General features: G+C 59.0%; 15 protein-coding genes and 2 tRNA genes. 10 read left to right on the forward strand and 7 right to left on the reverse strand.

Annotated features, from left to right (window positions below):
- Positions 1-10: 10 nt before the first annotated feature.
- A complete protein-coding gene (locus tag ACQQ92_RS04235) occupies positions 11-868 on the reverse strand; it encodes a MurR/RpiR family transcriptional regulator (protein ID WP_427795869.1) in 858 nt (285 codons plus the stop codon).
- A gap of 271 nt (positions 869-1,139) precedes the next feature.
- Between ACQQ92_RS04235 and ACQQ92_RS04240 the strand changes: the two genes are divergently transcribed.
- From ACQQ92_RS04240 to ACQQ92_RS04285, 10 genes are all read left to right on the forward strand, one after another.
- Positions 1,140-3,149, forward strand: a complete 2,010-nt coding sequence (locus tag ACQQ92_RS04240; protein WP_427795870.1) for a fructose-specific PTS transporter subunit EIIC — start codon at positions 1,140-1,142, stop codon at positions 3,147-3,149.
- 506 nt (positions 3,150-3,655) lie between these two features.
- Positions 3,656-3,919: an HPr family phosphocarrier protein gene (locus ACQQ92_RS04245; protein WP_022094575.1), complete on the forward strand. Its 264-nt coding sequence runs from the start codon at positions 3,656-3,658 to the stop codon at positions 3,917-3,919.
- Between the two features lie 133 nt (positions 3,920-4,052).
- Positions 4,053-5,756, forward strand: a complete 1,704-nt coding sequence (gene ptsP, locus ACQQ92_RS04250; protein ID WP_427728175.1) for a phosphoenolpyruvate--protein phosphotransferase — start codon at positions 4,053-4,055, stop codon at positions 5,754-5,756.
- A gap of 74 nt (positions 5,757-5,830) precedes the next feature.
- Entirely contained in the window at positions 5,831-6,763 is a 933-nt protein-coding gene (locus ACQQ92_RS04255; protein WP_154515554.1) for a 1-phosphofructokinase family hexose kinase, read from the forward strand.
- A 225-nt stretch (positions 6,764-6,988) separates the two neighbouring features.
- The gene (locus ACQQ92_RS04260) at positions 6,989-7,921 is read left to right on the forward strand and encodes a 1-phosphofructokinase family hexose kinase (protein WP_427795871.1); all 933 of its coding nucleotides are present in this window, start codon (positions 6,989-6,991) and stop codon (positions 7,919-7,921) included.
- A gap of 192 nt (positions 7,922-8,113) precedes the next feature.
- Positions 8,114-9,508, forward strand: a complete 1,395-nt coding sequence (locus ACQQ92_RS04265; RefSeq protein WP_427717346.1) for a CCA tRNA nucleotidyltransferase — start codon at positions 8,114-8,116, stop codon at positions 9,506-9,508.
- A 226-nt stretch (positions 9,509-9,734) separates the two neighbouring features.
- Positions 9,735-9,811, forward strand: a tRNA-Glu gene (locus ACQQ92_RS04270).
- Positions 9,812-9,833: 22 nt separating this feature from the next.
- Positions 9,834-9,910 (forward strand) — tRNA-Glu (locus ACQQ92_RS04275).
- Positions 9,911-10,061: 151 nt separating this feature from the next.
- Positions 10,062-11,354, forward strand: a complete 1,293-nt coding sequence (locus ACQQ92_RS04280; protein ID WP_427793548.1) for a lysylphosphatidylglycerol synthase transmembrane domain-containing protein — start codon at positions 10,062-10,064, stop codon at positions 11,352-11,354.
- Positions 11,355-11,490: 136 nt separating this feature from the next.
- Complete coding sequence (locus ACQQ92_RS04285; protein ID WP_427795872.1) at positions 11,491-12,102, forward strand: TetR/AcrR family transcriptional regulator; 612 nt, start codon at positions 11,491-11,493, stop codon at positions 12,100-12,102.
- 105 nt (positions 12,103-12,207) lie between these two features.
- Here ACQQ92_RS04285 and ACQQ92_RS04290 read toward each other — a convergent pair whose 3' ends face one another.
- From ACQQ92_RS04290 to metK, 6 genes are all read right to left on the reverse strand, one after another.
- Positions 12,208-13,422, reverse strand: coding sequence for an ABC transporter permease (locus tag ACQQ92_RS04290; RefSeq protein WP_427795873.1), 1,215 nt, complete (start codon positions 13,420-13,422; stop codon positions 12,208-12,210).
- Positions 13,419-14,192, reverse strand: a complete 774-nt coding sequence (locus ACQQ92_RS04295; protein ID WP_427717357.1) for an ABC transporter ATP-binding protein — start codon at positions 14,190-14,192, stop codon at positions 13,419-13,421. The genes ACQQ92_RS04290 and ACQQ92_RS04295 overlap by 4 nt, the downstream gene beginning before the upstream one ends.
- Positions 14,192-15,625: an efflux RND transporter periplasmic adaptor subunit gene (locus ACQQ92_RS04300; protein ID WP_427795874.1), complete on the reverse strand. Its 1,434-nt coding sequence runs from the start codon at positions 15,623-15,625 to the stop codon at positions 14,192-14,194. Before ACQQ92_RS04300 ends, ACQQ92_RS04295 begins: the two co-directional genes overlap by 1 nt.
- A 129-nt stretch (positions 15,626-15,754) precedes the next feature.
- Complete coding sequence (locus ACQQ92_RS04305) at positions 15,755-17,212, reverse strand: L,D-transpeptidase (protein WP_427728187.1); 1,458 nt, start codon at positions 17,210-17,212, stop codon at positions 15,755-15,757.
- Between the two features lie 416 nt (positions 17,213-17,628).
- The gene (gene sdaAA, locus ACQQ92_RS04310; RefSeq protein ID WP_427795875.1) at positions 17,629-19,236 is read right to left on the reverse strand and encodes an L-serine ammonia-lyase, iron-sulfur-dependent, subunit alpha; all 1,608 of its coding nucleotides are present in this window, start codon (positions 19,234-19,236) and stop codon (positions 17,629-17,631) included.
- A gap of 312 nt (positions 19,237-19,548) precedes the next feature.
- Positions 19,549-20,829 carry a methionine adenosyltransferase gene (metK, locus tag ACQQ92_RS04315; protein WP_427793536.1) on the reverse strand — a complete coding sequence of 427 codons (1,281 nt, stop codon included), beginning with the start codon at positions 20,827-20,829 and terminating at the stop codon, positions 19,549-19,551.
- Positions 20,830-21,117: the final 288 nt, after the last annotated feature.

Genomic DNA, 21,117 nt, shown 5'->3' on the forward strand with positions numbered 1-21,117 from the left:
GCCAAAATTTCTATTCCACGACCTTATCCGGCTGGATAAGCTCCTCGTAGTAGCTAATGTGCTCTCGGGCGTCCTCGATTTCGGGCAGCAGGAAGTTGTAGATAACCTCGATGATCATCGTGGCGCTGATCTTGGAGAACGCAAAGTCGCCCGTGGTGAGCAGCGCCTCGTGGTTCACGGTATTAAAGGTGTAGTCGGCTAGGCGAGCAAGCGGAGACTTGCTGTCGCTGCTGATGACGACTACGGTGGCACCACAGCCTCGAGCCGCTTTTGCCATGCGATTCAGTCGACGCGACTTGCCAGAGTTCGAGATCAGCACGATAACGTCGCCGGGGCGCAACGTGAGCGCAAAGCCGATTGATGTCTCGCTGATGGTGCTTGACATACAGCGAAGGCCCAGTTGCGAAAACTTAAACGTCGCGTCGAGCGCAACGGCGTTGGTATTACCTACGGCTGCAAACTCGATAGCCCCTGCGTTCTTAAACGCGTGGACGACGGCTGCCAGTGTATCGTGATCAATGCCATCGATGGTCGCATTGAGTTCACTGACCTTTGCGGCGAGGATGTTTTTGAGGCTCTGCTCCATATTATCGAGCGAGACCTCGTCTGTGAGGCCTTCACTGCGCTGGCTCTCCAGATCGCGCGCCAGCGAAAACTGAAAGCTGCGAAAGCTTCCAAAGCCCAGCTTGCGGCAGAAGCGCGAGACGGTGGCCTCGGAGGTTGCGGCGGCGCGCGAGAGTTGCGCGGCTGTTAGGAGCGGTGCCTCGGACTGGTGCTCTAGGATATAGTCGACAATGCGCTGCTCGGACTCGCTGTATCCCTTGTGCGTGCTAATAAGGGAGAGTGCGCTCTTGCTGCTATCGGACATGAATGACTCCTAGTTGGCATTAAAAGCTGTCTTGTTGTGTGCCGCTCTAGTATACGGGGAAATCAATTACAAGATACACCTTGCTGTTTCAAAAGTTGATGGTAAACTTTCATCGACCGTTTACGGTTGTGAAAGAACCTTTCACCGGAGAAATAGGCTTGATTGCTTCTCATATAAGCGGTGGCTTGGTATCTTTCAGGAGTGGAAAAACGCGCACCGTAGCGCGTGTAGGGGAGCGCCCGCGGGCGCAGTACTCAAGAAGGAGGGACACATGGCTAAGTTTGACATCATCGCCGCCACCGGTTGCCCGACCGGCATCGCGCACACCTTCATGGCGAAGGAGGCGCTGGAGAAGGCAGCTGCCGAGCGCGGTCTGACCATTAAGGTCGAGACTCATGGCCAGGTCGGTGTTGAGAACGAACTCACGAAGGGTGAGATCGCCGGTGCCAAGGCCGTCGTCGTCGCAGCCGATAAGGATGTCCAGGCGGAGCGTTTCGCCGGTAAGCCCATGGTTTCCGTCGGTGTTTCCAAGGCACTGTCCGTCGAGGCTGCCGGTAAGCTGATCGACCGCGCTCTCGCCGCCAAGGGCGACGACACGGTTGCGGCTGCTGCCGATGTCGAGGATGAGGTCGAGGAGAAGGAGTCCATCGGTCACATCATCTATAAGCACCTCATGAACGGCGTCAGCCACATGCTGGTCTTCGTCGTTGCCGGTGGTGTTCTGACCGCCGTTTCGTTCCTGTGGGGCATCACGTCCTTCGACTCGACGGCTGCCGACTACAACAGCTTTGCCGCTATGCTCAAGATCATCGGCGGCATCGCCATGAACCTCATGGTTCCCGTGCTTTCCGCCTATATCGCCGAGTCCATCGGCAAGCGCCCGGCGCTCGTTCCCGGCTTTGTCGCCGGTATGATCGCCATCCAGGGCCTGCCCGTTAATGCCGAGACCGGCATGATCGATGCCGGTGGTGCCGGCGTGGGCTTCGGCTTCCTGGGCGGCATCGTCGGCGGCTTCCTCTCTGGCTATGTCATCCTGCTGCTCGAGAAGGTTTTTGCCAAGCTGCCCAAGAACCTGGACGGCCTCAAGGCTATCTTCCTGTACCCGCTGTTCTCGACCGCCATCGTCGGCCTGGTCATGCTCGGCATCTCCGGCCCCATGGCTGCCATTAACACCGCCATGATGGACTTCCTCAAGGGTCTGTCTGCCTCTGGCGCTGTTGTCCTGGGTCTTGCCATTGGCTGCATGTGCGCCTTTGATATGGGCGGCCCGGTCAACAAGGCTGCTTACGTCACCGGTACCGCTATGCTTACCGAGGCCCTGGCTGCCGGTGTCGGCACCGACACCTATAACTTCGGCACCAACTTCATGGCTGCCGTCTCCGCCGCCTGCATCGTTCCGCCGCTGATCACCACCTTTGCCGTTATCGTCGGCAAGAAGTATTTCAGCCAGGAGGATCATGACGCCGGTATCGTCAACCTCATCCTTGGTTGCACCCACATCACCGAGGGCGCCATTCCGTTCATGACCAAGAACATCTGGCCCGTCATGCCCATCATGATGCTCGGTTCCTCCATCGCCTCGATCCTGACCATTATGTTCAACGTCCACGATCCGGCGCCTCACGGTGGTTTCCTGGTCCTGCCCGTTGTCGAGAACGGTCCGCTGTGGGTCCTCGCGATCCTCATCGGCGCCGTGGTCGGTGGCATCCTGTTCGTTGCTTTCAAGAAGTATGACTTCGAGAAGAAACAGAAGACCGCTCCCGCCGCTGCCGCTGAGCCGGTCGAGGCTCCCAAGGCCGCTGCCGTCGAGGCCCCCAAGGCTGAGGCTTCCGACTTCGTGAAGGTCGAGAACGTTTTTGTCGCCGAGGATTTTGCTTCTCGTGACGAGGCCCTGAGCTTTGTCTCCAACCAGGCTGTCAAGGCCGGTATCGCTGACGACGCCGACGCCGTAATGAACGCCTTCCTGGCCCGCGAGGCCGAGGGCACCACGGGCATGATGGAGGGCTTCGCTATTCCGCATGCCAAGTCTGATGCCATTACCGAGGCCGCCGTCATCGTCGTCAAGGACGACTCTGGCGTGACCGGTTGGGACACCATGGACGGCGCTCCCGTCAACGTGGCTATTGCCCTGCTCATCCCCGGTGCCCAGGCCGGCACCACGCACCTCAAGATCCTGTCCAAGGTCGCCGAGGCGCTCATGGACGAGGGCTTCCGTGCCACCGTTAAGGGTTCCATCGACGCTGCCGAGATCGCTAAGACGATCAACGCCCGTCTGGTCTAATCCCGCAGCTTGCGAATAACATCGCCCCCTGTATATAAGGCGGAGACTCCATCAGGGGTCCCCGCCTTTTTTCAAGTAAACCGGTACTGAGGGACGTTCCCTTTCTGCCGACAGTTCGGCATATTCCTCAGTTCACAAGAGGGCATAGACAACCGCATCAACCAGATCAACCAGGCGAATAAATTATCAGCCATAATTTCGTTCGCACGATATTGCTCTGGACCGACCGAGTTTCCGCAGCTCGCCTGCCGGACGGGGCGGTTAAGTTTGTCGCGAGTTCCGCACGCAAAGGAAAGCACTTAATGTGCTTTCCGTCTTGCGCAGGACTGTAGAGCAGCAAACTTAACCGCCCCGCCCGGCAGGCGAGCGTGCAGGAACGACATCTGTCCAACAATTCGTGCGAAACATAATGAAAAACCGTTTGATGTGAGTTAATATAATCAACGTCGTGAATATGGCTCCTGTCGCATGGCTGATAGGGGTTAAACACAAAAAAGGAGTCAATTATGGTTTCTGAGAAGGCTACCCTCGTTAATCCTCAGGGTCTTCACATGCGTCCGGCTGGCCTCTTCGCCTCCACCATGGGCAAGTACGCCTGCGACGTGACGGTCGTCACCCCCGAGAAGGAGGTCAACGGCAAGTCCCCGATGGCCCTCATGGCTGCCGGCATCCCCTGCGGTACCGAGGTCGAGGTCAAGTGCGACGGCGCTGACGAGGCCGAGGCTCTGGCTGCTGCCATCGAGCTCATCAAGAGCGGTCTTGGCGAGTAGAACTCAAACGGGTCGCATGTTGAACAACTAAGTTCATATTTGGGGGCGCAGTGACCTGTTTAAAGGGAACTGCGCTCTTTTGTCATGGATATGGCAAAACGCTTTATCACATGACACGGAGAGAGGAATAGGAATGTATCAGGGAGTCAACGCTTCCGAGGGCATCGGTATCGGCACCGTCATGGTTGCCGTCGAACCCGACTTGACGTTTGAGCCGCACGAGGTTGCTGATTCGGCAGCAGAGAAGGAGCGCTACCAGACCGCCCTTTCGGTCTTCTGCGAGAAGACCCAGGCTCAGGCCGACCACATGAAGGAGACGGTGGGCGAGGCCGAGGCCGAGATCATGAGCGGACACATCGTCCTGGCTCAGGACCCGGGCATGACCGACGCCATCAACGCCGCCATTGACGGCGGCACCTGCGCCGAGCAGGCGCTCATGGACACCTCGACCATGTTTGAGAACATGTTCCTGTCCATGGACGATGAGATGTTCCGCCTGCGCGCGGCAGACATCGCCGACATCCGAACCGGTATTCTGGCCGAGCTTTTGGGCAAGGAGGTCGTCGATCTCTCCGTCCTGCCCGAAAACACTGTTGTTGTCGTGCACGACCTTACGCCGTCCATGACCGCCACGATCGATAAGGCTCACGTTGCCGGTATCGTCACCGAGACCGGTGGCCGCACGTCGCACTCCGCGATCATCGCCCGCGCCCTCGAGATTCCGGCTGTCCTTTCGGTTGCCAACAGCTGCACCGCGCTGCGCAACGGCATGACCGTTGTCGTCGACGGTGGCAAGGGTATCGTCGAGGCCGATCCCGACGAGGAGACGCTTGCCGCCTACACCGCCAAGGCCGAGGCTTTCGCTGCCGAGAAGGCAGCCCTCGAGGCTTTCCGTGGCAAGCCGTCCGTGACTGCCGATGGCATCAAGAAGATCATTGCCTGCAACATCGGTAACCCCGATGACGTGCCCAACGCGCTCGATCACGACGCCGAGGCCATTGGCCTGTTCCGCTCCGAGTTCCTGTTCATGGATTCCGCCGAGCTTCCTTCCGAGGAGGAGCAGTTCAACGCCTATCGCAAGGTTGCCAGCGCGCTCAATGGCGCTCCGGTCATCATCCGCACGCTCGACGTGGGTGGCGACAAAGAGATCCCGTACCTGCACATGGTCAAGGAAGAGAACCCCTTCATGGGCTTCCGTGCCGTGCGTTACTGCTTGGCCAACCCCGACCAGTACAAGGTACAGCTCCGCGCTCTGCTTCGCGCCAGCGCCTTCGGTGATGTCAAGATCATGATCCCGCTCGTCACTTGCGTCGAGGAGGTCTTGGCCGTTAAGGAGCTCGTCGAGGAGTGCAAGTCCGAGCTGACCGAAGAGGGCCGCAAGTTCAACGAGAACATCGAGGTCGGCATTATGGTCGAGACGCCTGCCGCATCGCTGATCGCTGACCGCCTGGCCGAGGTCGCCGACTTCTTCTCGATCGGCACCAACGACCTGATCGGCTACACCATGTGTGCCGACCGTGGTAACGACACCATTTCTAACCTGTACCAGGTGTACTATCCCGCCGTGCTTCGCTCGCTCAAGAACATCATCGAGAGCGGCGTCAAGGCTGGCATCATGGTCGGTATGTGTGGCGAGGCCGCTGCCGATCCGCTGCTTGAGCCGCTGCTGATCAGCTGGGGCCTCGAGGAGTTCTCGATGAGCGCTCCGTCTATCCTTCGCGCCCGCAAGACCATCAGCCAGTGGACCAAGGCCGAGTGCGACGATCTCGCCGAGAAGGCGCTCGCCTGCAACACTGCCGAAGAGGTCAAGGCGCTGCTTGAGGCTGCCGCTCGCTAATTTGGTATCAGAGGTAACCGCGTGGTTGGAATGGGCTGGCCGCGCGGCCCTCAAATATACAGGGGGTACTGTAAATGTTCTACACGCTAACCGCTAACCCGGCTGTCGACATGACGGTTTCGAGCTCTCCGCTCGAGCCCGACGAGAACGTCCGCACCGGCTCGGCCAGCTACACGGCTAACGGCAAGGGCCTCGACGTGTCCTTCGCCTTTAAGAAGATGGGCGTCGACACCGTCGCGCTCGGCTTCTTCGCCGGCTTCACGGGCAAGTTCATCGTCGAGGAGGTCATGAACCTGGGTTGCCTGTGCCGCCCGGTTTGGACCGACGGCATCACGCGTATCAACACCTATGTCAACGATGGCCAGCACGAGTACGGCATCCTTAACCCCGGCGCCCCGATTACGCCGGAGCACCAGAAGGAGCTCTACAACATCCTGGACACCGCGGGCGATCTTGAGTGCCTGATCGTCTCCGGCTCCGTGCCTCCCAAAGCTACGCCCGACTTCCTGGCTCAGGTCATGGATCACGCTCAGGCTCGTGGCGCCGACGTCGTCCTGGACCTGTCTTCCGACAAGCTCAAGGAGCTCGCTCACAAGAAGCCGCTGCTCATCAAGCCGAACCATCACGAGATGAAGGCCATCTTTGGCGTGCCGGTCGACACCGACGACGAGGTCCGCGTTGCCATGAAGATGGCTCACGATGCCGGCGTCCAGAACGTGCTGCTCACCCGTGGTAGCCGCGGCGACGCTTACTTCTCCAACGGCGAGGACATCTGGTACGCTAAGCGTGAGTTCAACATCAAGCTGGTCTCTTCCGTCTGCGCCGGCGACTGCACGCTCGCTGCGTTCCTGCACAAGTGGTACAGGGATCGCGATAACGTCGAGGAGGCCATGAAGCTCGCTATGGCCACCGGCGCCAACGTTGCCGAGTCCGTGGGCATCGGCGACTTCGGTCACGTCGATGAGTATAGCAAGCGCGTTGCTGTCCGCAAGCTCGATCGCAAGTAAGCGAAACGCTACATATTCTTGACTATATGGCGCCCTGGTTTAAGCTGGGGCGCTTTTTGTTAATTGCAAATGAGCTTCAGGGCAACCATTCCTGATTTTTTGCCCCGCCTTGCTGCTTTTCTGGCGACCTGCACGCGTTCTACACCGTTCGCCGAGTTGCTATGGTCTTTTCACAAGGTGTGGAATATACTTTCATTATCACGTTGCTTTGTGAAAGGAACATTCATGATTTACACGCTCACTGCAAATCCCGCCATTGATTACAACATTTCCTGCGACGGACTTTCCGCCAACACCGTCACCCGCACGCGCAACGCGGTCTATTCGCCCAATGGCAAGGGTCTCAACGTCTCGTTCACCCTCGATCACTACGGTGTCGACACCACGATCCTGGGCTTTTTTGCCGGCTTCTCAGGCGAGTATATCGTCAAGGGCGCCGAGGCCCTGGGTGTGCCCGTCAAGCCCGTGTGGACTGACGGCATCACGCGCGTCAACGTTTTCCTCAACGCCGGTCCCGATACCGAGTACAACATGGTCAATGCAGGCGCTGCCATCAATGCTGCCAACGAGCAGGAGATGTTTGAGCTCATCGACTCGCTCGACGACATGACCTGCCTGGTCATTAGCGGCTCGCTGCCCCCCAACACCTCCGAGGGTTTCCTGGCCGAGGTTCTTCGCCGTGTTAAGGCAAAGGGTGCCGAGTTCGTGCTCGATATTTCGAGCCATCAGCTGGCCGATCTCATTGCCATGGAGCCGTTGCTTATTAAGCCCAACGACGACGAGCTGCTCGACATCTTTGGCATTAAGGTGAGCGGTGGCGACGACGAGTCCGTTAAGTGCGCTATGGCTGAGCTGCACGCCAAGGGCGCTAAGAATGTGCTGCTGACCCTTGGTGGCGACGGCGCGTACTTCTCCAACGGCGAGCACATTTGGTTTGCCAAACGCACCTTTGAGGTCAAGCTGCTCTCGACGGTCTGCGCCGGCGATTCCTCGCTTGCCGCCTTCCTGTCCGTGTGGCATGATGCCCCCGAGTGCGTCGAGGACGCCCTGCGCCTCTCGATGGCAACCGGTGCCAACGTGGTCGAGTGCCCTGGTTTGGGCGATTTTGCCAAGGTGGACGAATATAAGAAGCACATCGACGTTCGCCAGGTCTGCTAACCGTTTAGACACATCGTTGCCGAACACCCGCTTTGGATCTCCGAGGCGGGTGTTTTTATCTGTTGGCCGCATGGGCTCTACTGTCTCGTTCGCGCGAATCGACGATGTGATTTCATGTGCGCTCACGCTTGTTTCTTGCTAGACTGCTTGAGAACCATCGTTTAACGCTTGCAAGCGTAGGAGGCCATAGGTATGTGTAATGTTTCGCTCAACGGTACGCAGCCCACAGATGCCTCCCTGCGCGTGCTACGTGCGCTCGAGGACGCCGGTCTCGAGGCCTGGTTCGTAGGCGGTTGGGTGCGTGACGCCCTGATGGGACGTCCCAGCCACGATGTTGACATGTGCTGTAGCGGCCTGTGGCAAGAGTCCAAGGCGGCGCTCGAGGCAGCCGGCATTGCGGTGGTTGAGTCGGGCATAAAATTTGGCGGCATTACCGCCCTTTGTGACGATGAGCGTATTGAGGTCACGACGTATCGCCTGGACGGTTTTTACACCGATGGTCGCCATCCCCAGAGTGTGGAGCGTGCGGCGTCGCTTGAGGACGATCTGGCGCGTCGTGACTTTACCGTTAACGCCATGGCTTGGCATCCCCAGCGCGGTCTTGTCGACCGTTATGATGGCCAGGGCGACCTGGAGCGTAAGCTGATTCGTGCCGTCGGAGATCCCAAGCGTCGCTTTAACGAGGATGCGCTTCGCATGCTGCGCGCCGTGCGTTTTGCCTGCCGTCTGGATTTTATGATCGAGCCTAAGACCAAACAGGCGCTTGCCGAGTGCTCGCCGCTGCTCGATGCCGTGGCACGCGAACGCGTGGGCATCGAGCTCGAGGGGATTCTATCGACCGGTCACGGGGGAGACGCGATGCTACGCTATCCCGAGCTTGTTTGCGCCGCCGTGCCCGAGCTTGCGCCGGCTCGTGGGTTTGACCAGCGCAGCGTCTACCACGCCTTTAATGTTTACGAGCATATCGCTCGCGTTTTGACGGTAGCGGGGGAGCTGGCACTGTGTGACGGCGTGGCGCCTTCGTCGAGCTTAATGTGGGCAGCGTTTTTGCACGATGTCTCCAAGCCCGATTGCTTTACGGTCGATCATGCGGGCAGCGGCCACTTTTACGGTCATCCTGAGCTTGGTGCCAAGAAAGCGCGCGCTATTATGGATCGCTTGGCGCTTTCGCACGATTTGGTTCGCGACGTGTGTCTGCTTATCAGGTATCACGATAAGCCGTTGCGCCCCGAGCGCTCCTGTTTGCTCAATATGATGCGCTCGCTTTCGGGTGAGGGCGTCGACACGCCGCGTTTGATTGACGAGCTTATGGACCTTAAGCGTGCCGATACGCTGGGTAAGGCACCGTCGTGCTTCTATTACGTCGAGACGATCGAGGAGATGCGTTCGCTCGCCCACGAACTGTTGGAAGCTGGGGAGCCCTATACGCTTAAGATGCTTGGCATCAATGGAGGGGACCTGATTCGCGCCGGCGTCAAACCGGGGCCTGAGCTGGGACAGCTGCTCAACGTTGCCCTCGACGCCGTGATCGAAGACAACGTCCCCAATACCCGCGAAGCCCTTCTGGCCCACCTCAACCTGGGGTAGCTCTTTTGGGACGGGGCTTTTTTAGCTACCCCCGCTGTCAATAGGACGAACAATCGTGATTCTGGCAGGGGTAGCTAAAAAAGCCCCGTCCCAAATTAGCTACCAGGTTGACCTGTGTGTTCCATAACCTCACGACAAAATTTGGCCAATTTGGAATTTCTTCTTGCGTTCGCGTATTTTGTCCCGTAATATATGTCCTCGCAGTACGGCAGTGCAGATGTCATGTGGCCCGTTCGTCTAGCGGTTTAGGACGCCGCCCTCTCAAGGCGGAGATCACCAGTTCGAATCTGGTACGGGCTACCACTTCTTTTCTGCTGAGGCTTATGGCCCGTTCGTCTAGCGGTTTAGGACGCCGCCCTCTCAAGGCGGAGATCACCAGTTCGAATCTGGTACGGGCTACCAAGTTTTGGATACCCGACCTTCTTTTCGAAGGTCGGGTTTTTTATTACATGCGGGCTTGTCTGTTCATCCCATTTGCCCCATAGCTTTACGTTTTGCTTATCTCCCATACGGGTACAATAGGCCAGATACATTGACGGTCAGAAGGAGCCTCATGACGGAGTCCTCTCAGCATACCCCAAAGCCTCAAGTCGATGTTTCGGGCGGCGATGACAACAAGAGCGCACGTCGTGGTGCCATCTTTATTGGCATTGTGCTGGTGGGCTATATTGTCTATTTGGTCGTGACCGGTCAGATGGGTCAGTTCTGGGCCGCCATGGCTAGCGTTCAGGCGCCGTGGCTCGCTGCCGCGTGCTTCTGCATGTTCCTATACTTGTTTTTTGGCATCGTGGCGTACGCGATTGCCGTATGGCTCGATCCCAATTCGCCTGTCGGCATCCGCGACCTCATTTCGGTCGAGGCGAGCGGCATCTTCTTTGGCAACCTGACGCCCATGATGATGGGCTCTACGCCTGCCCAGATTTATCGCCTGACCAAAGCCGGCCAAAATGTGGGCGAAGCGGGTGCCACGCAGTTCACCCGCTTTATCGTGTACCAGTTTGGTTTGGTGGCATGGGGTGCCATTCTGCTGCTCGCCCGCATGCCGTTTTTCGCCGAGCGCTATGGCGACATGACGCTGCTTTGCGTCTTTAGTTTTGGCGGCCACTGCTGCATTCTTCTCGGCATCTTTGCCGTGGCGTTGATGCCCAAGACCGTCACGCGCGTCGCACATTGTATTATCAATTGGCTCGAGCGCATGGGCGTTTCCGCTACTAAGATCGAGGGCTGGCGTACCTTTGTCGATGGCGAGATCTACTCGTTCTCCGAGAAATTCAAACTCTCTGCCGGCCATTTTTCGTCCATGCTGCTCACGGTCGTCATCACCATGTTGCAGCTGGCGTTTTTCTACCTGGTTCCGTATTTTTTGATGCTTGCCTTTGGTCAGTACGACGTTGACTTTTTCTCGGTCATGGCGGCGAGTGCTTTTGTACAGCTGTTGAGTTCCGCCGTCCCGCTGCCTGGTGGCACCGGTGGTGCCGAGGGCGGCTTCGCGCTGTTCCTGGGTCACTTTTTTGGCACGGCAGCGACTGCCGGCTATCTGCTTTGGCGTCTGATCACCTTTATCGCGCCGACCATTTTGGCCGCCCCTCTTTTGGGCCTTAAGAGCGCTCATAACGAGAGTATCCATGCGCGCTGGGACCGTATGATGTGCAAGCTCGGGCGCACTCCTCAGAAGCCTTCTGCGTCCGTTAAGGCACATCCAGCCTCTCAGGTTACCGTGGACCCTAATCAGCATGCTCAAAAGACTGCTGTGGCCTCTAAACCGGCACGGAAGACCTATGTTCGTCAGACTGGCGACGGTATCCGCGTTTCCCCTGCGGCGCTCAATAAAAAGAAGCGGCCCTAGAGCCCAGTTGGTGAGTCGTGCGTTCTTAATGATGCTCGTCATTGCGATGCTAGATGTAGGATAATCCTCTTACGTTGATTATCTCCCACTTGTACAGGAGCTATAGGTGGGCAGTTGACATGAAGGGGACACGTCTATGGCCACCACTAAACCGCGCCTTGACCGCCGCATCGTTCGCAGTCGCAATGCGATTCTTTCGGCATTCGAGCGACTGCTGATGGAAAAGCCCCTCGCCGATATTACGGTGAGCGCCATCGCGCGCGAGGCAAATGTCGACCGTAAGACCTTCTACGTGCACTTTGGCACGGTGGACGGCTTGCTCGATGCCATTGCCGTGGATGTGGTCGAGATGATTGTCGACTCAGTCGAGAAGACGCTTTCCTCTATGGGCGGTAACACCAACGAGCGCGCACTCGGAGCGGCGGCGACCTTCTTCAAAACCGTTAACGAGGCGCTGTGCAACAATTTGGTGCTCAATCGCCAGCTGATTGAAAACATTCCGCTCGACGACTTTATGGCTCGTCTTCGTGCGCCGCTCGAACATGAGATTGCCGAGCGCGGTCTGCTGCCCGATGGCTTAAAGGACGAGCTGTTCGACTATTATCTGGCGTTTTTGCTTTCGGGCATTATCGGCATTTACCGCACGTGGGCACTCTCCGATGGCTCGGTGCCCATCGAGCGCATTTCGGAGGTCGCTAACAATCTGACGTTGAACGGGCTATCGAGTCTGGAATCTCGTTTCGAATAGCACTAGCGCCTTATCCCCTCCGAGTTGCGGTGAAATAAGGACTGAATAGGCCTTTTAACGGCTAAAATACTCCCTATTTCACCGCAACTCAGGGGGGGGATTGCATTACTGGTAGCGCAGGCACTCCACGGGGTCGAGTTTTGCGGCCCGGCGGGCGGGGTAGAAGCCAAAGATTACGCCGATGCCGACGGAGACCGCAAAGGCCAGTAGCACCGTGGCGATCGAAAAACTCGGCGTTATGGTACCGCTGGCACCGAGTTCGCCAAGCACGCCGGAACCCGCGGCGAACATCGCTAGGCCCCAGGCAAGCAGGTAGCCAATCAGGACACCTAGCAGACCGCCGGTGATGCACAGCGCCGAAGACTCGGCCAAAAACTGTGCGGTGATATCGCGACGGCTGGCACCCAAGGCTCGACGAATACCGATCTCGCGGATGCGTTCGGTCACATTGGTGAGCATCATGTTCATGATGCCGATACCGCCCACGAGCAGCGAAATGCTGGCAACGGCGCCCATGATGAGCGAAAACGCGCCCATAAAGGAGTTGAGGGCGTCGATGGCGCTTTTCATTGAGGTCGCCGACACGCTGTCATATTCGTCGTCATCCGCGATGCCCTTCATGCTGCGCACCTTGGGTTCAATCGTCTTGCACAGCTCATCCATGTCCGTACCCTCGACGGCGAGCGCCGTTACGCTGGGAAAAGACGGGTTCTCGTCGCCAAAGAGGCCCGAGATGGTCTCGCGCGGCATGTAGAGCGTGAGTGAGCCCATGGAGTCGCTGCCGCCGTCGATAACGCCGATAATCTGCACCTCGCCGTTCGACACCTTGATGGTCTTGCCGAGCGCGTCCTGTTCGTTGCCGTACAGCTGGTCCGCGCCGCCGCGGCTGATGAGCGCCACGCGTGCGCCAGATTGGGACTCAGCCTGGGTATAGGTGCGCCCCGCGACGAGCTTGCTGGCGCCCACTGCGTCGAGCATGTCGCTATCGACCCCCTGCGCCATGACGTTATAGCTTTTGTCACCGGCCTTGTACTCGGTATAGGCGCTGTCCACGATACCGATCTGCTCGATCTGCGGTACCATCTTGCGAAGCTTCTCAACGTCCGACTCGGTGAGCTCTTGCGACGAATAAATCTGCACCATACGCGCGGCGTTGAGGCCCAGGCTGTTGACCAGGCTGTTTTGGATGCCGCCGATAAGCGAGGTCATGGCAATGACGGAGGCGATGCCAATAACAATGCCCAGGATGGTGAGTAGGCTGCGTCCCTTGTTGGCCTCGAGGGAGTGAAGGGCTTCTTGGATAAGGTCGCGCGTGCTCATGCCTTCACTCCTTTCGTCGGATTGGCGTGTGCGGAAATCATGGGCAGGTTATCAATGGCGCCGTGCAGGGTCTGCGGTGCATGCGCGATGTACGCGCCGTCGTGGATTCGGCCGTCGCGAATGGTTACGGCACGGTCGGCCTCGGCGGCGATACCGGGATCATGCGTGATGAGCACAATGGTCTTGCCACGTTCCTGGAGTTTGTGGAAGGTCTCCATCACGAGCGCTCCGGTGGCGGAGTCCAGGTTTCCCGTCGGCTCGTCCGCCAGGATGATGGGCGGGTCGTTGACGAGGGCGCGCGCGATGGCAACCCTCTGCATCTGTCCGCCTGAGAGCTCGGAGATGCGGTGGTCCCAGTGGTCGACCGGCAGCGTGACGGCTTGCAGCGCATGAACGGCGCGCATCTCACGCTGAGCCCGCGGCACGTTGGTGTACGACAGCGGCAGCATGACGTTTTCTATGACCGATAGGCGCGGCAGCAGGTTAAAGCTCTGAAAGACAAAGCCGATGCTCAGGGCGCGGACTTCGGTGAGCTCGTCATCGTCGAGCTCCGCCACGTTGAGGCCCTGCAGGTAATAATCGCCTGCCGTTGGCTTGTCCAGGCAGCCCAGGATGTTCATGAGCGTTGACTTGCCCGAGCCAGAAGGGCCGGTAATGGCCACGAATTCGCCGGGATTCACTGCCAGGCTCACGTTATGCAGGATATGGGCGCAGCCGGCTTCGCTCTCAAAAATGCGATGCACGTTGCGGATGTTGATGACGGGACGCATTACAAGCCCTCGTCGGCAGACATGCTGCCAGAGTCGTCGCCGTCGGCCGTCATGCCTGCGCCGGTGTCCACGATGAGGGTGTCGCCGTCGCGCAGCTTGGTAACGGGTACGTCTGCGTTGGTCTCATTGCCCTGGTCGTCGCGCTTGACCTGCGTCTTGCCGACCACGGCGTCGTTATCGTTTTGCGTCACAATGGTCACCTTCACGCGGCGCATCTCCTTGCCTTCACCGTCGGTTGCCACGTTGACGTAATAGTGCTCGCCATCCTCGGTCATGAGCGCCATGGTCGGCACCATCACCACATCGTCGAGCTGCTCGGTTACCACCGAGACCTCGGCGGTCATGCCCGGCTTGAGGCGCGCGTCGGGCGCGTCGATCAAAATATCGACGTTATAGGTCACGCTACCGCCGCCACCGTAGGTGGAGTCGGAGTTTGCCACCGAAGCGATTGTCGTGACCGTTCCCTGGCTCACGATATCGGGAAAGGCCGGATAGGTGACGTTGGCGTTCTGGCCCACTGTGATCTTGGCGATATCCTTTTCGCCCACCTGAACCGTGACCTTCATCTTGGAGAGGTCAGCGATCTGCATGCACTGCTTGCCGCCGGTCGTATCGCCTTCGCCCATAATCATGCCGCCCGTCACCGTGGCGCCGACCTTGGCGTTGAGCTCGACGATGCTGCCCGAGCTGGGCGCGGTCACGGTGCGCTCGGCGGCTTTGGCGTTGGCCTGGTCCAGGGTCGCCTGGGCCGAGGCCAGGTTACGTTGGGCGCTCGAGATGGCGCTCGTGTCGGCACTCGTGTCGGCGCCGCCGCTGGCGCCACTTGCGCCTGCCGCATCTGTGTCAGTCGCCGGAGCGGCTTGGGCGGCAGCTACCGCTTTCTGCGCGTTGGCGAGGTCTTCCTGTGCCGCCGCCACCGCGCGCTGCGCCTCGGCAACGTTGCGATCGAGCTCGTCATTTTTAATGGTCATGAGCACATCGCCCTCGTTAACGGACTGGCCGGCTGATACGTTGATCGATGCCACCGTGCCGTCGACAGAAGGGGAGACCACCGAAGCCGAGATAGGCTTGAGCTGGCCTTTAGCCTCGACGGTGGTCGTAAATGTACCCTCGGTGACCATGTCGGTCACCGGCCCGTTGGTACCTGCGGGCCGTGCGTTGATGACGAAGGTTACGACTACGGCGATGAGCACAGTGGCGGCCACGACGCCGGCCGCAATGCCGCGTCGGATGAGCTTTTTGCGCCGACGCTCGGCACGCTTCGCCTTGAGCTTGGCGTAGGCCTCTTCGTCAGAAATCTCGGTTGCATCGCTTGTGCTGCCGTTTTGCTGTGTGGCGCGCACGTTTGTTATGAGGGGAAGCGTTTCGGTGGCACCCTCGGGCGCTCGCTCGGTATCATTCGGTCCCGGGGTGATGGTGGGGACATTCGACATAGCGTATCCTTTATAGAAAGTTTTTCGATAAGTATATGCGCCCGTCGCGAGAAGCGGGCGCATATGGCGGATTCTTTCGGAACTGTTAGATTGGAGCGTCAGTTCCCCGTTGTGCGAAGGCGTGTTTCCCTACGAGTGCACGACCACGCATAGGCCTACGTTGATGCAATCGTGGAGTGCCTTGGCATCGGCCAGGCGCAAGTTGATGCAACCGTGGCTGCCGCACCATTTGTACGAATTTGGGTCGTCAAAGCTCTGATCGTTTTGCCATGTTGCATCATGGAAACCAACCATGTTGCCTTCAAACGGCATCCAATATGACACGGGGCTTTCGTATTTTGGTTTTCCGGTCTTTGGGTCTTTGGCACCGATGAGCTTGCTTGCGCCGTCATTGCTATTGATCTGCCAAACGCCCTCGGGGGTGGCATCCTCTCCCGGTTTGCCCGAGATAAAGTTGGCTTCCCAAACGATATTACCGTTCTCGTCATAGTAGCGCGCGTGCTGCTCGGACAGGTCGACGTCGATATACGCCTTCCAGTCGGGCTCTCCCTTTGCGGTATAGGTGTCGGCCTTCTGGGAGTACTTAATCTCGATTTCGCCGGTCTGCTTGTTGTTAATGGCGTCCTCGACCTGCTTGGCGAGTGCGTCGCTATCGACGGACCAGCCAAAGTCACCGCCCTCGACGGCACATTCTTTGCCATCGGCACGCGTCCACCAGCGGGTAGTGCCCACGGTATTAAAGCTATTGGCGAGCTCGGCTGCCCAGCTACCGATCTGCGACGTATCGAGTGTGGGGTTGGCCGGATCGGCAAAGCTGATCCACTGCAACACGGAGCTGCCGTCGACCTTGCCGGCATCCTCGCCGTTGAGCTTGAGGGTCACGTTGACGCCCAAGAAGTTGTTGGCGGCATCGCATGCGGCCTGAATTTGATCATTGGTCAGCGTTTCATTGAGCGGCTCATAGGCATCGTTGCCGAGCTTGGAAAGATCTACGGTCTCGGCCAGCGAGGCAAGCTCGAGCTCGGCATATTTAATGACATGCTCGCGGTTGAGTTTTTCGTTGGAGCGCGCCTTCTCGACGGTAAACTTGCCGGCTTGCTCGTCATAGGAGCTATTGGCCTCGAACGTACCCGAACGGCCCTCGTTAAACTCGTCAATGGCGGCGCCCAGATCCTCCTCAAACTTCTTTTGGTCAAAGGTGTCAGAGAGCATGGACAGGTCGACGTCTTGTTCAAGATCGACTTCGTTGGAGGTAGCGATTGTTTTGGTCTTGCCGCTTAAGGATTCCACAAGGCGGACCGGCCATATAAAGGCTTCGTTGCGGCTGATGATTTCTTTTGCGGCAGCTTCGCCGTCGACGATGGGTTCATCGGACTCGGGCTGATAGCTCCAGTTAAAGTCATCGCCTGTCACCGTGAGCTTATAGTGCTTCCATGCCGAGTTGACCTTAGTGGCAGCAGACGAAGCGTTGGAGAACGAGACGTCGACGCCGGCAATGGTGGTGTTGGGGTAGGCTACCTGCGAAAATGCGACAACGCCAACAATGTAAACGACAACAATGAGGCCCAGAGCAACGAAAAGGGTCATTTTGGCCCCGGATTTTTTTCCGTTGGCGTGGTTCTCTGACCCACGGGGGCCCTTGTGATGGTTTTGCGTGTGTGAAGGCGCGTGCTTAGTCGCTTTATTGCTCTGACGCTGCTGATACGCATGGGGGTTCTGGCGCTGTGAGGTGTTTCCCGAACCATGCTTTGTGCTACGCGTTGGCGTAATGGGGCGCGGCGACTGGATGCCGTCGGTAGGCCTAGAAGGCTGTTTAGGATCGGGAATCAGTTGGGTGCGGTCGTTTTGCGACATCGTATGCATATCCTTCGAATTTCGCCTTGCGGCTCATCGTGTTTTTACTGGGCTTGCATTATAGCGATTACCCTGTTGTTTGTGGTATTGAAACGGTGGCATTGGCAAGAGGTTGGACATTTGTCCCACCTCTTGTTTTGGACTGTTCTTTATCCGCACACGCCGCATTTAGCGCAAGCCGAAAGCGCGGCCGGAGCCTGCGCGATGCCGCCCTTTGCCGTCTCGCGCAGCGTGGCCGGCAACGCGTGGCCCACCGAGAGCATGACGTGTGCCATCTGGTCGAAGGGCACAAGGCTTTTGATACCTGCAAGGGCGAGCTGCGCCGAGCTAAATGCGGCCGCCACGCCGATCGCGTTGCGGTTTTGGCATGGCACTTCGACAAGGCCGCCCACGGGATCGCATACAAGACCAAGCAGATTGCTCAGTGCGATAGAGCTAGCGTCGAGTGCCTGCTCGGGCGTGCCGCCCAGCATCTGGACTAACGCGGCAGCGGCCATGGCGGCGGCGCTGCCCACCTCAGCCTGACATCCGCCTTCGGCACCGGCGACGCAGGCACTTGTGGTGAGGTTGAGACCAATCGCGGCAGAGCAGTAGAGTGCGTCCATGACCTGTTCGTCATCGAGCTGTAGATGGTCGGCGAGCGCCAACACGCAGCCGGGCACGACGCCCGCAGAGCCGGCCGTGGGGGCGGCGACGATGACGCCCATGGTGGCAGAGCGCTCAAGCACAGCCATGGCGCGGGCTACGGCTTCGGTTTGGACGGCGCCCATCAGGTTTGTGCTCAGATCGTTGCGGCGTGTGGCGTCGACGAGTTTTGCCTCGCCGCCGATAAGCCCGCCGAGCGAGCGCTGCGGTGCGGCGATGGGCGCCGTTGTCTCCTCGCGCATGACCTCGAGTACGCGGCGCATGGCGGCGACGGCGTGCTGCTCGCCGGTCAAGCGGGCTTCGCGTACGGCCATGACGGCGCCAATGTTGAGGCCCAGTTCGGCGCAGGCGTCGAGGAGCTGTTCGCCATCGTCGAAGATTTCCTTGGCGGAAACGCCGGGGGAGAGCGATGAGGCCGAGCCGGGAAGCTCAATGAAGGTGGCGTAATCGACATGGTCGAGCATGCGTAGCATGGGAACGACGATGTCATCGGGGGTGCCGTCGGTCTCAAATACGGAATAAGCTTGGCCGCCTACCTCGGTGCGGTAGGTGCGGCAGAAGGCAATGTTTACGTGTGCGTAGGCGAGCTGGTTCGTGAGCGCAGCGAGAACGCCGGGGACGTCCTGGTGCGCCACAAATAGGGTGGAATACATGCCCGAGATATCGACGCCGACGCTGTTGATGCGGCTGATGCGCATCTTGCCGCCGCCAAGGCTCTCGCCGCGGACCTGCGCCGTGGCGCCCGTGTCATCGACCATGTCGATGTCGACGGTGTTGGGGTGGATGGAGGCGTCGTCGCCCTTAATGTCAAAGTGATAACTGAGGCCCCGCTCGCGCGCGAGGTCAAAGGCCTGCTTGATGTTTTCGTCGTCGGTGTCGAGGCCCAAGATGCCCGCGACGAGTGCGCGGTCGGTGCCATGGCCGCGGTAGGTGTGGGCAAAGGAGTTCCACAGGCCAAAGGTGACCTTGGTGATGCGGCCTTCCAGCAGGCTGGCGGCAACCTGGGCGCAACGCAGGGCGCCGGCGGTGTGCGATGAGCTGGGGCCGACCATGATGGGGCCCAAGATCTCGAATGCCGAGGTCGTAGCTAGTGTTTGCGGCTTGCCTGCCATGGCTGCTCCTTTTCTATCCTGTCGTCCCGAGGGGCGGGGCATAAGGTCGCCTGCTCGGACAGTCCTGCTCGCACGGAGAGCACATTAAGTGCTCTCCGGCTCGTGCGGAACTCGCGATCGACCAAATATTAAAGTCCTCGGAACTTAGGATACATGGTTGGAGTCGCTCTGCTGCAAAATTTATCGGCCTGTGACCTATTCCATGTCCCAGGTCGGCTCATCTTCACCACCGTTCAAACAAAAAAGAGGTACCGGTTGTTCCGGTACCTCTTTTTGGTGCGTTTTTATTTGGCTGTGGCTTTTCTCGTTAGCTTACAGGCCGCAGGCTGCTTTGAGTTCGTCGATGCGGTCCGTTTTCTCCCAGGTAAAGTCGGCGTCTTCGCGGCCAAAGTGACCGTAGGCTGCCGTCTTTTCATAGATAGGGCGACGCAGGTCCAGGTCGCGGATGATTGCGCCCGGGCGCAGGTCAAAGGTCTTCTCCACGGCCTCGACGATCTTGTCCTCGGCAATATGCGCGGTGCCAAAGGTGTCGACCATGATCGACAGCGGCTTGGACACGCCGATGGCGTAGGCCAGCTCGACCTCGCAGCGATCGGCCAGACCGGCGGCGACTACGTTCTTGGCGACCCAGCGAGCGGCGTACGCGGCAGAGCGGTCGACCTTGGTGCAGTCCTTGCCGCTAAAGGCGCCGCCGCCGTGACGGCCGTAGCCACCGTAGGTGTCGACGATGATCTTGCGGCCGGTCAGGCCCGTGTCGCCCATGGGGCCGCCCACGACAAAGCGTCCGGTGGGGTTCACATAGATATCGGCGCCATCCCACGGCATGTTCTCGGCATCCATGACGGGTGCGATGACATGCTCGATGAGGTCGGCCTTGATCTTGCCCATGTCCTCAACTTCGGCAGCATGCTGCGTGGAGATGACGATGGTTGTGGCCTCCACGGGCTTTCCGTCCTCGTAGCGCACGGTGACCTGGGTCTTGCCGTCGGGGCGCAGATAGGGCAGGGTGCCGTCGTGGCGCACGGCGGACAGGCGTTCCGCCAGGCGGCTTGCCAGGTAGTGCGGCATGGGCATGAGGGTCTTGGTCTCGTTGGAGGCGTAGCCAAACATCATGCCCTGGTCGCCGGCACCGATCAGGTCGATCGGGTCGGTGGTAGCGCCGGTCTGGGTCTCAAATGACTCGTCGACGCCCTGGGCGATATCGGGCGACTGCTCGTGGATGAGGCTCATGACGCCGCAGGTATCGCAGTCAAAGCCAAACTTGGCGCGGTTGTAGCCGATGCGGCGGATGACGCCACGGGCGATTTCCTGCACGTCGACGTATGCCTGGGTGCGAATCTCTCCGGCGACGATGACGGTGCCGGTGGTCACGAGGGTCTCGCAGGCGCAGCGGACGTTTTCCACGTTGGCGGGCACGCCGTTGGGCGCAATATAGCCCTGCTCCTGCAGCTCTATTTCTTTGGCGAGGATTGCGTCGAGGACGGCATCGCTGATCTGGTCGGCGATCTTATCGGGATGGCCTTCGGTCACCGACTCCGACGTAAACACAAAAGACCCCTGCTGGGGCGGGATGGAACGAAGCTCTTCTGACATGATTGTCCTTTCGAATAACGTGTCCCAGCGACCGTTACCATTCCGCTGGGCTCTCTATGCAGGGGCACATCATAGCGCGTAAATCCAACATTCACACCCTTTCCGCACCTACTCATGAGGTAGCTAATTTGGGACGGGGCTTTTTTAGCTACCCCGGCTGATTGTTTGCTGGTTTAGCCGATAGCCTGCCGGGGCAGCTAAAAAAGCCCCGTCCCAAATTAGCTACCCGGCTTCGACGACTGGGTCGGTGCCCTTTGTGCGGAGGTGGGCATTGTTGCTTTATACTGG

It is taken from the genome of Collinsella sp. SGI.241, assembly GCF_050312955.1.
In the GTDB taxonomy this organism is placed as follows: domain Bacteria; phylum Actinomycetota; class Coriobacteriia; order Coriobacteriales; family Coriobacteriaceae; genus Collinsella.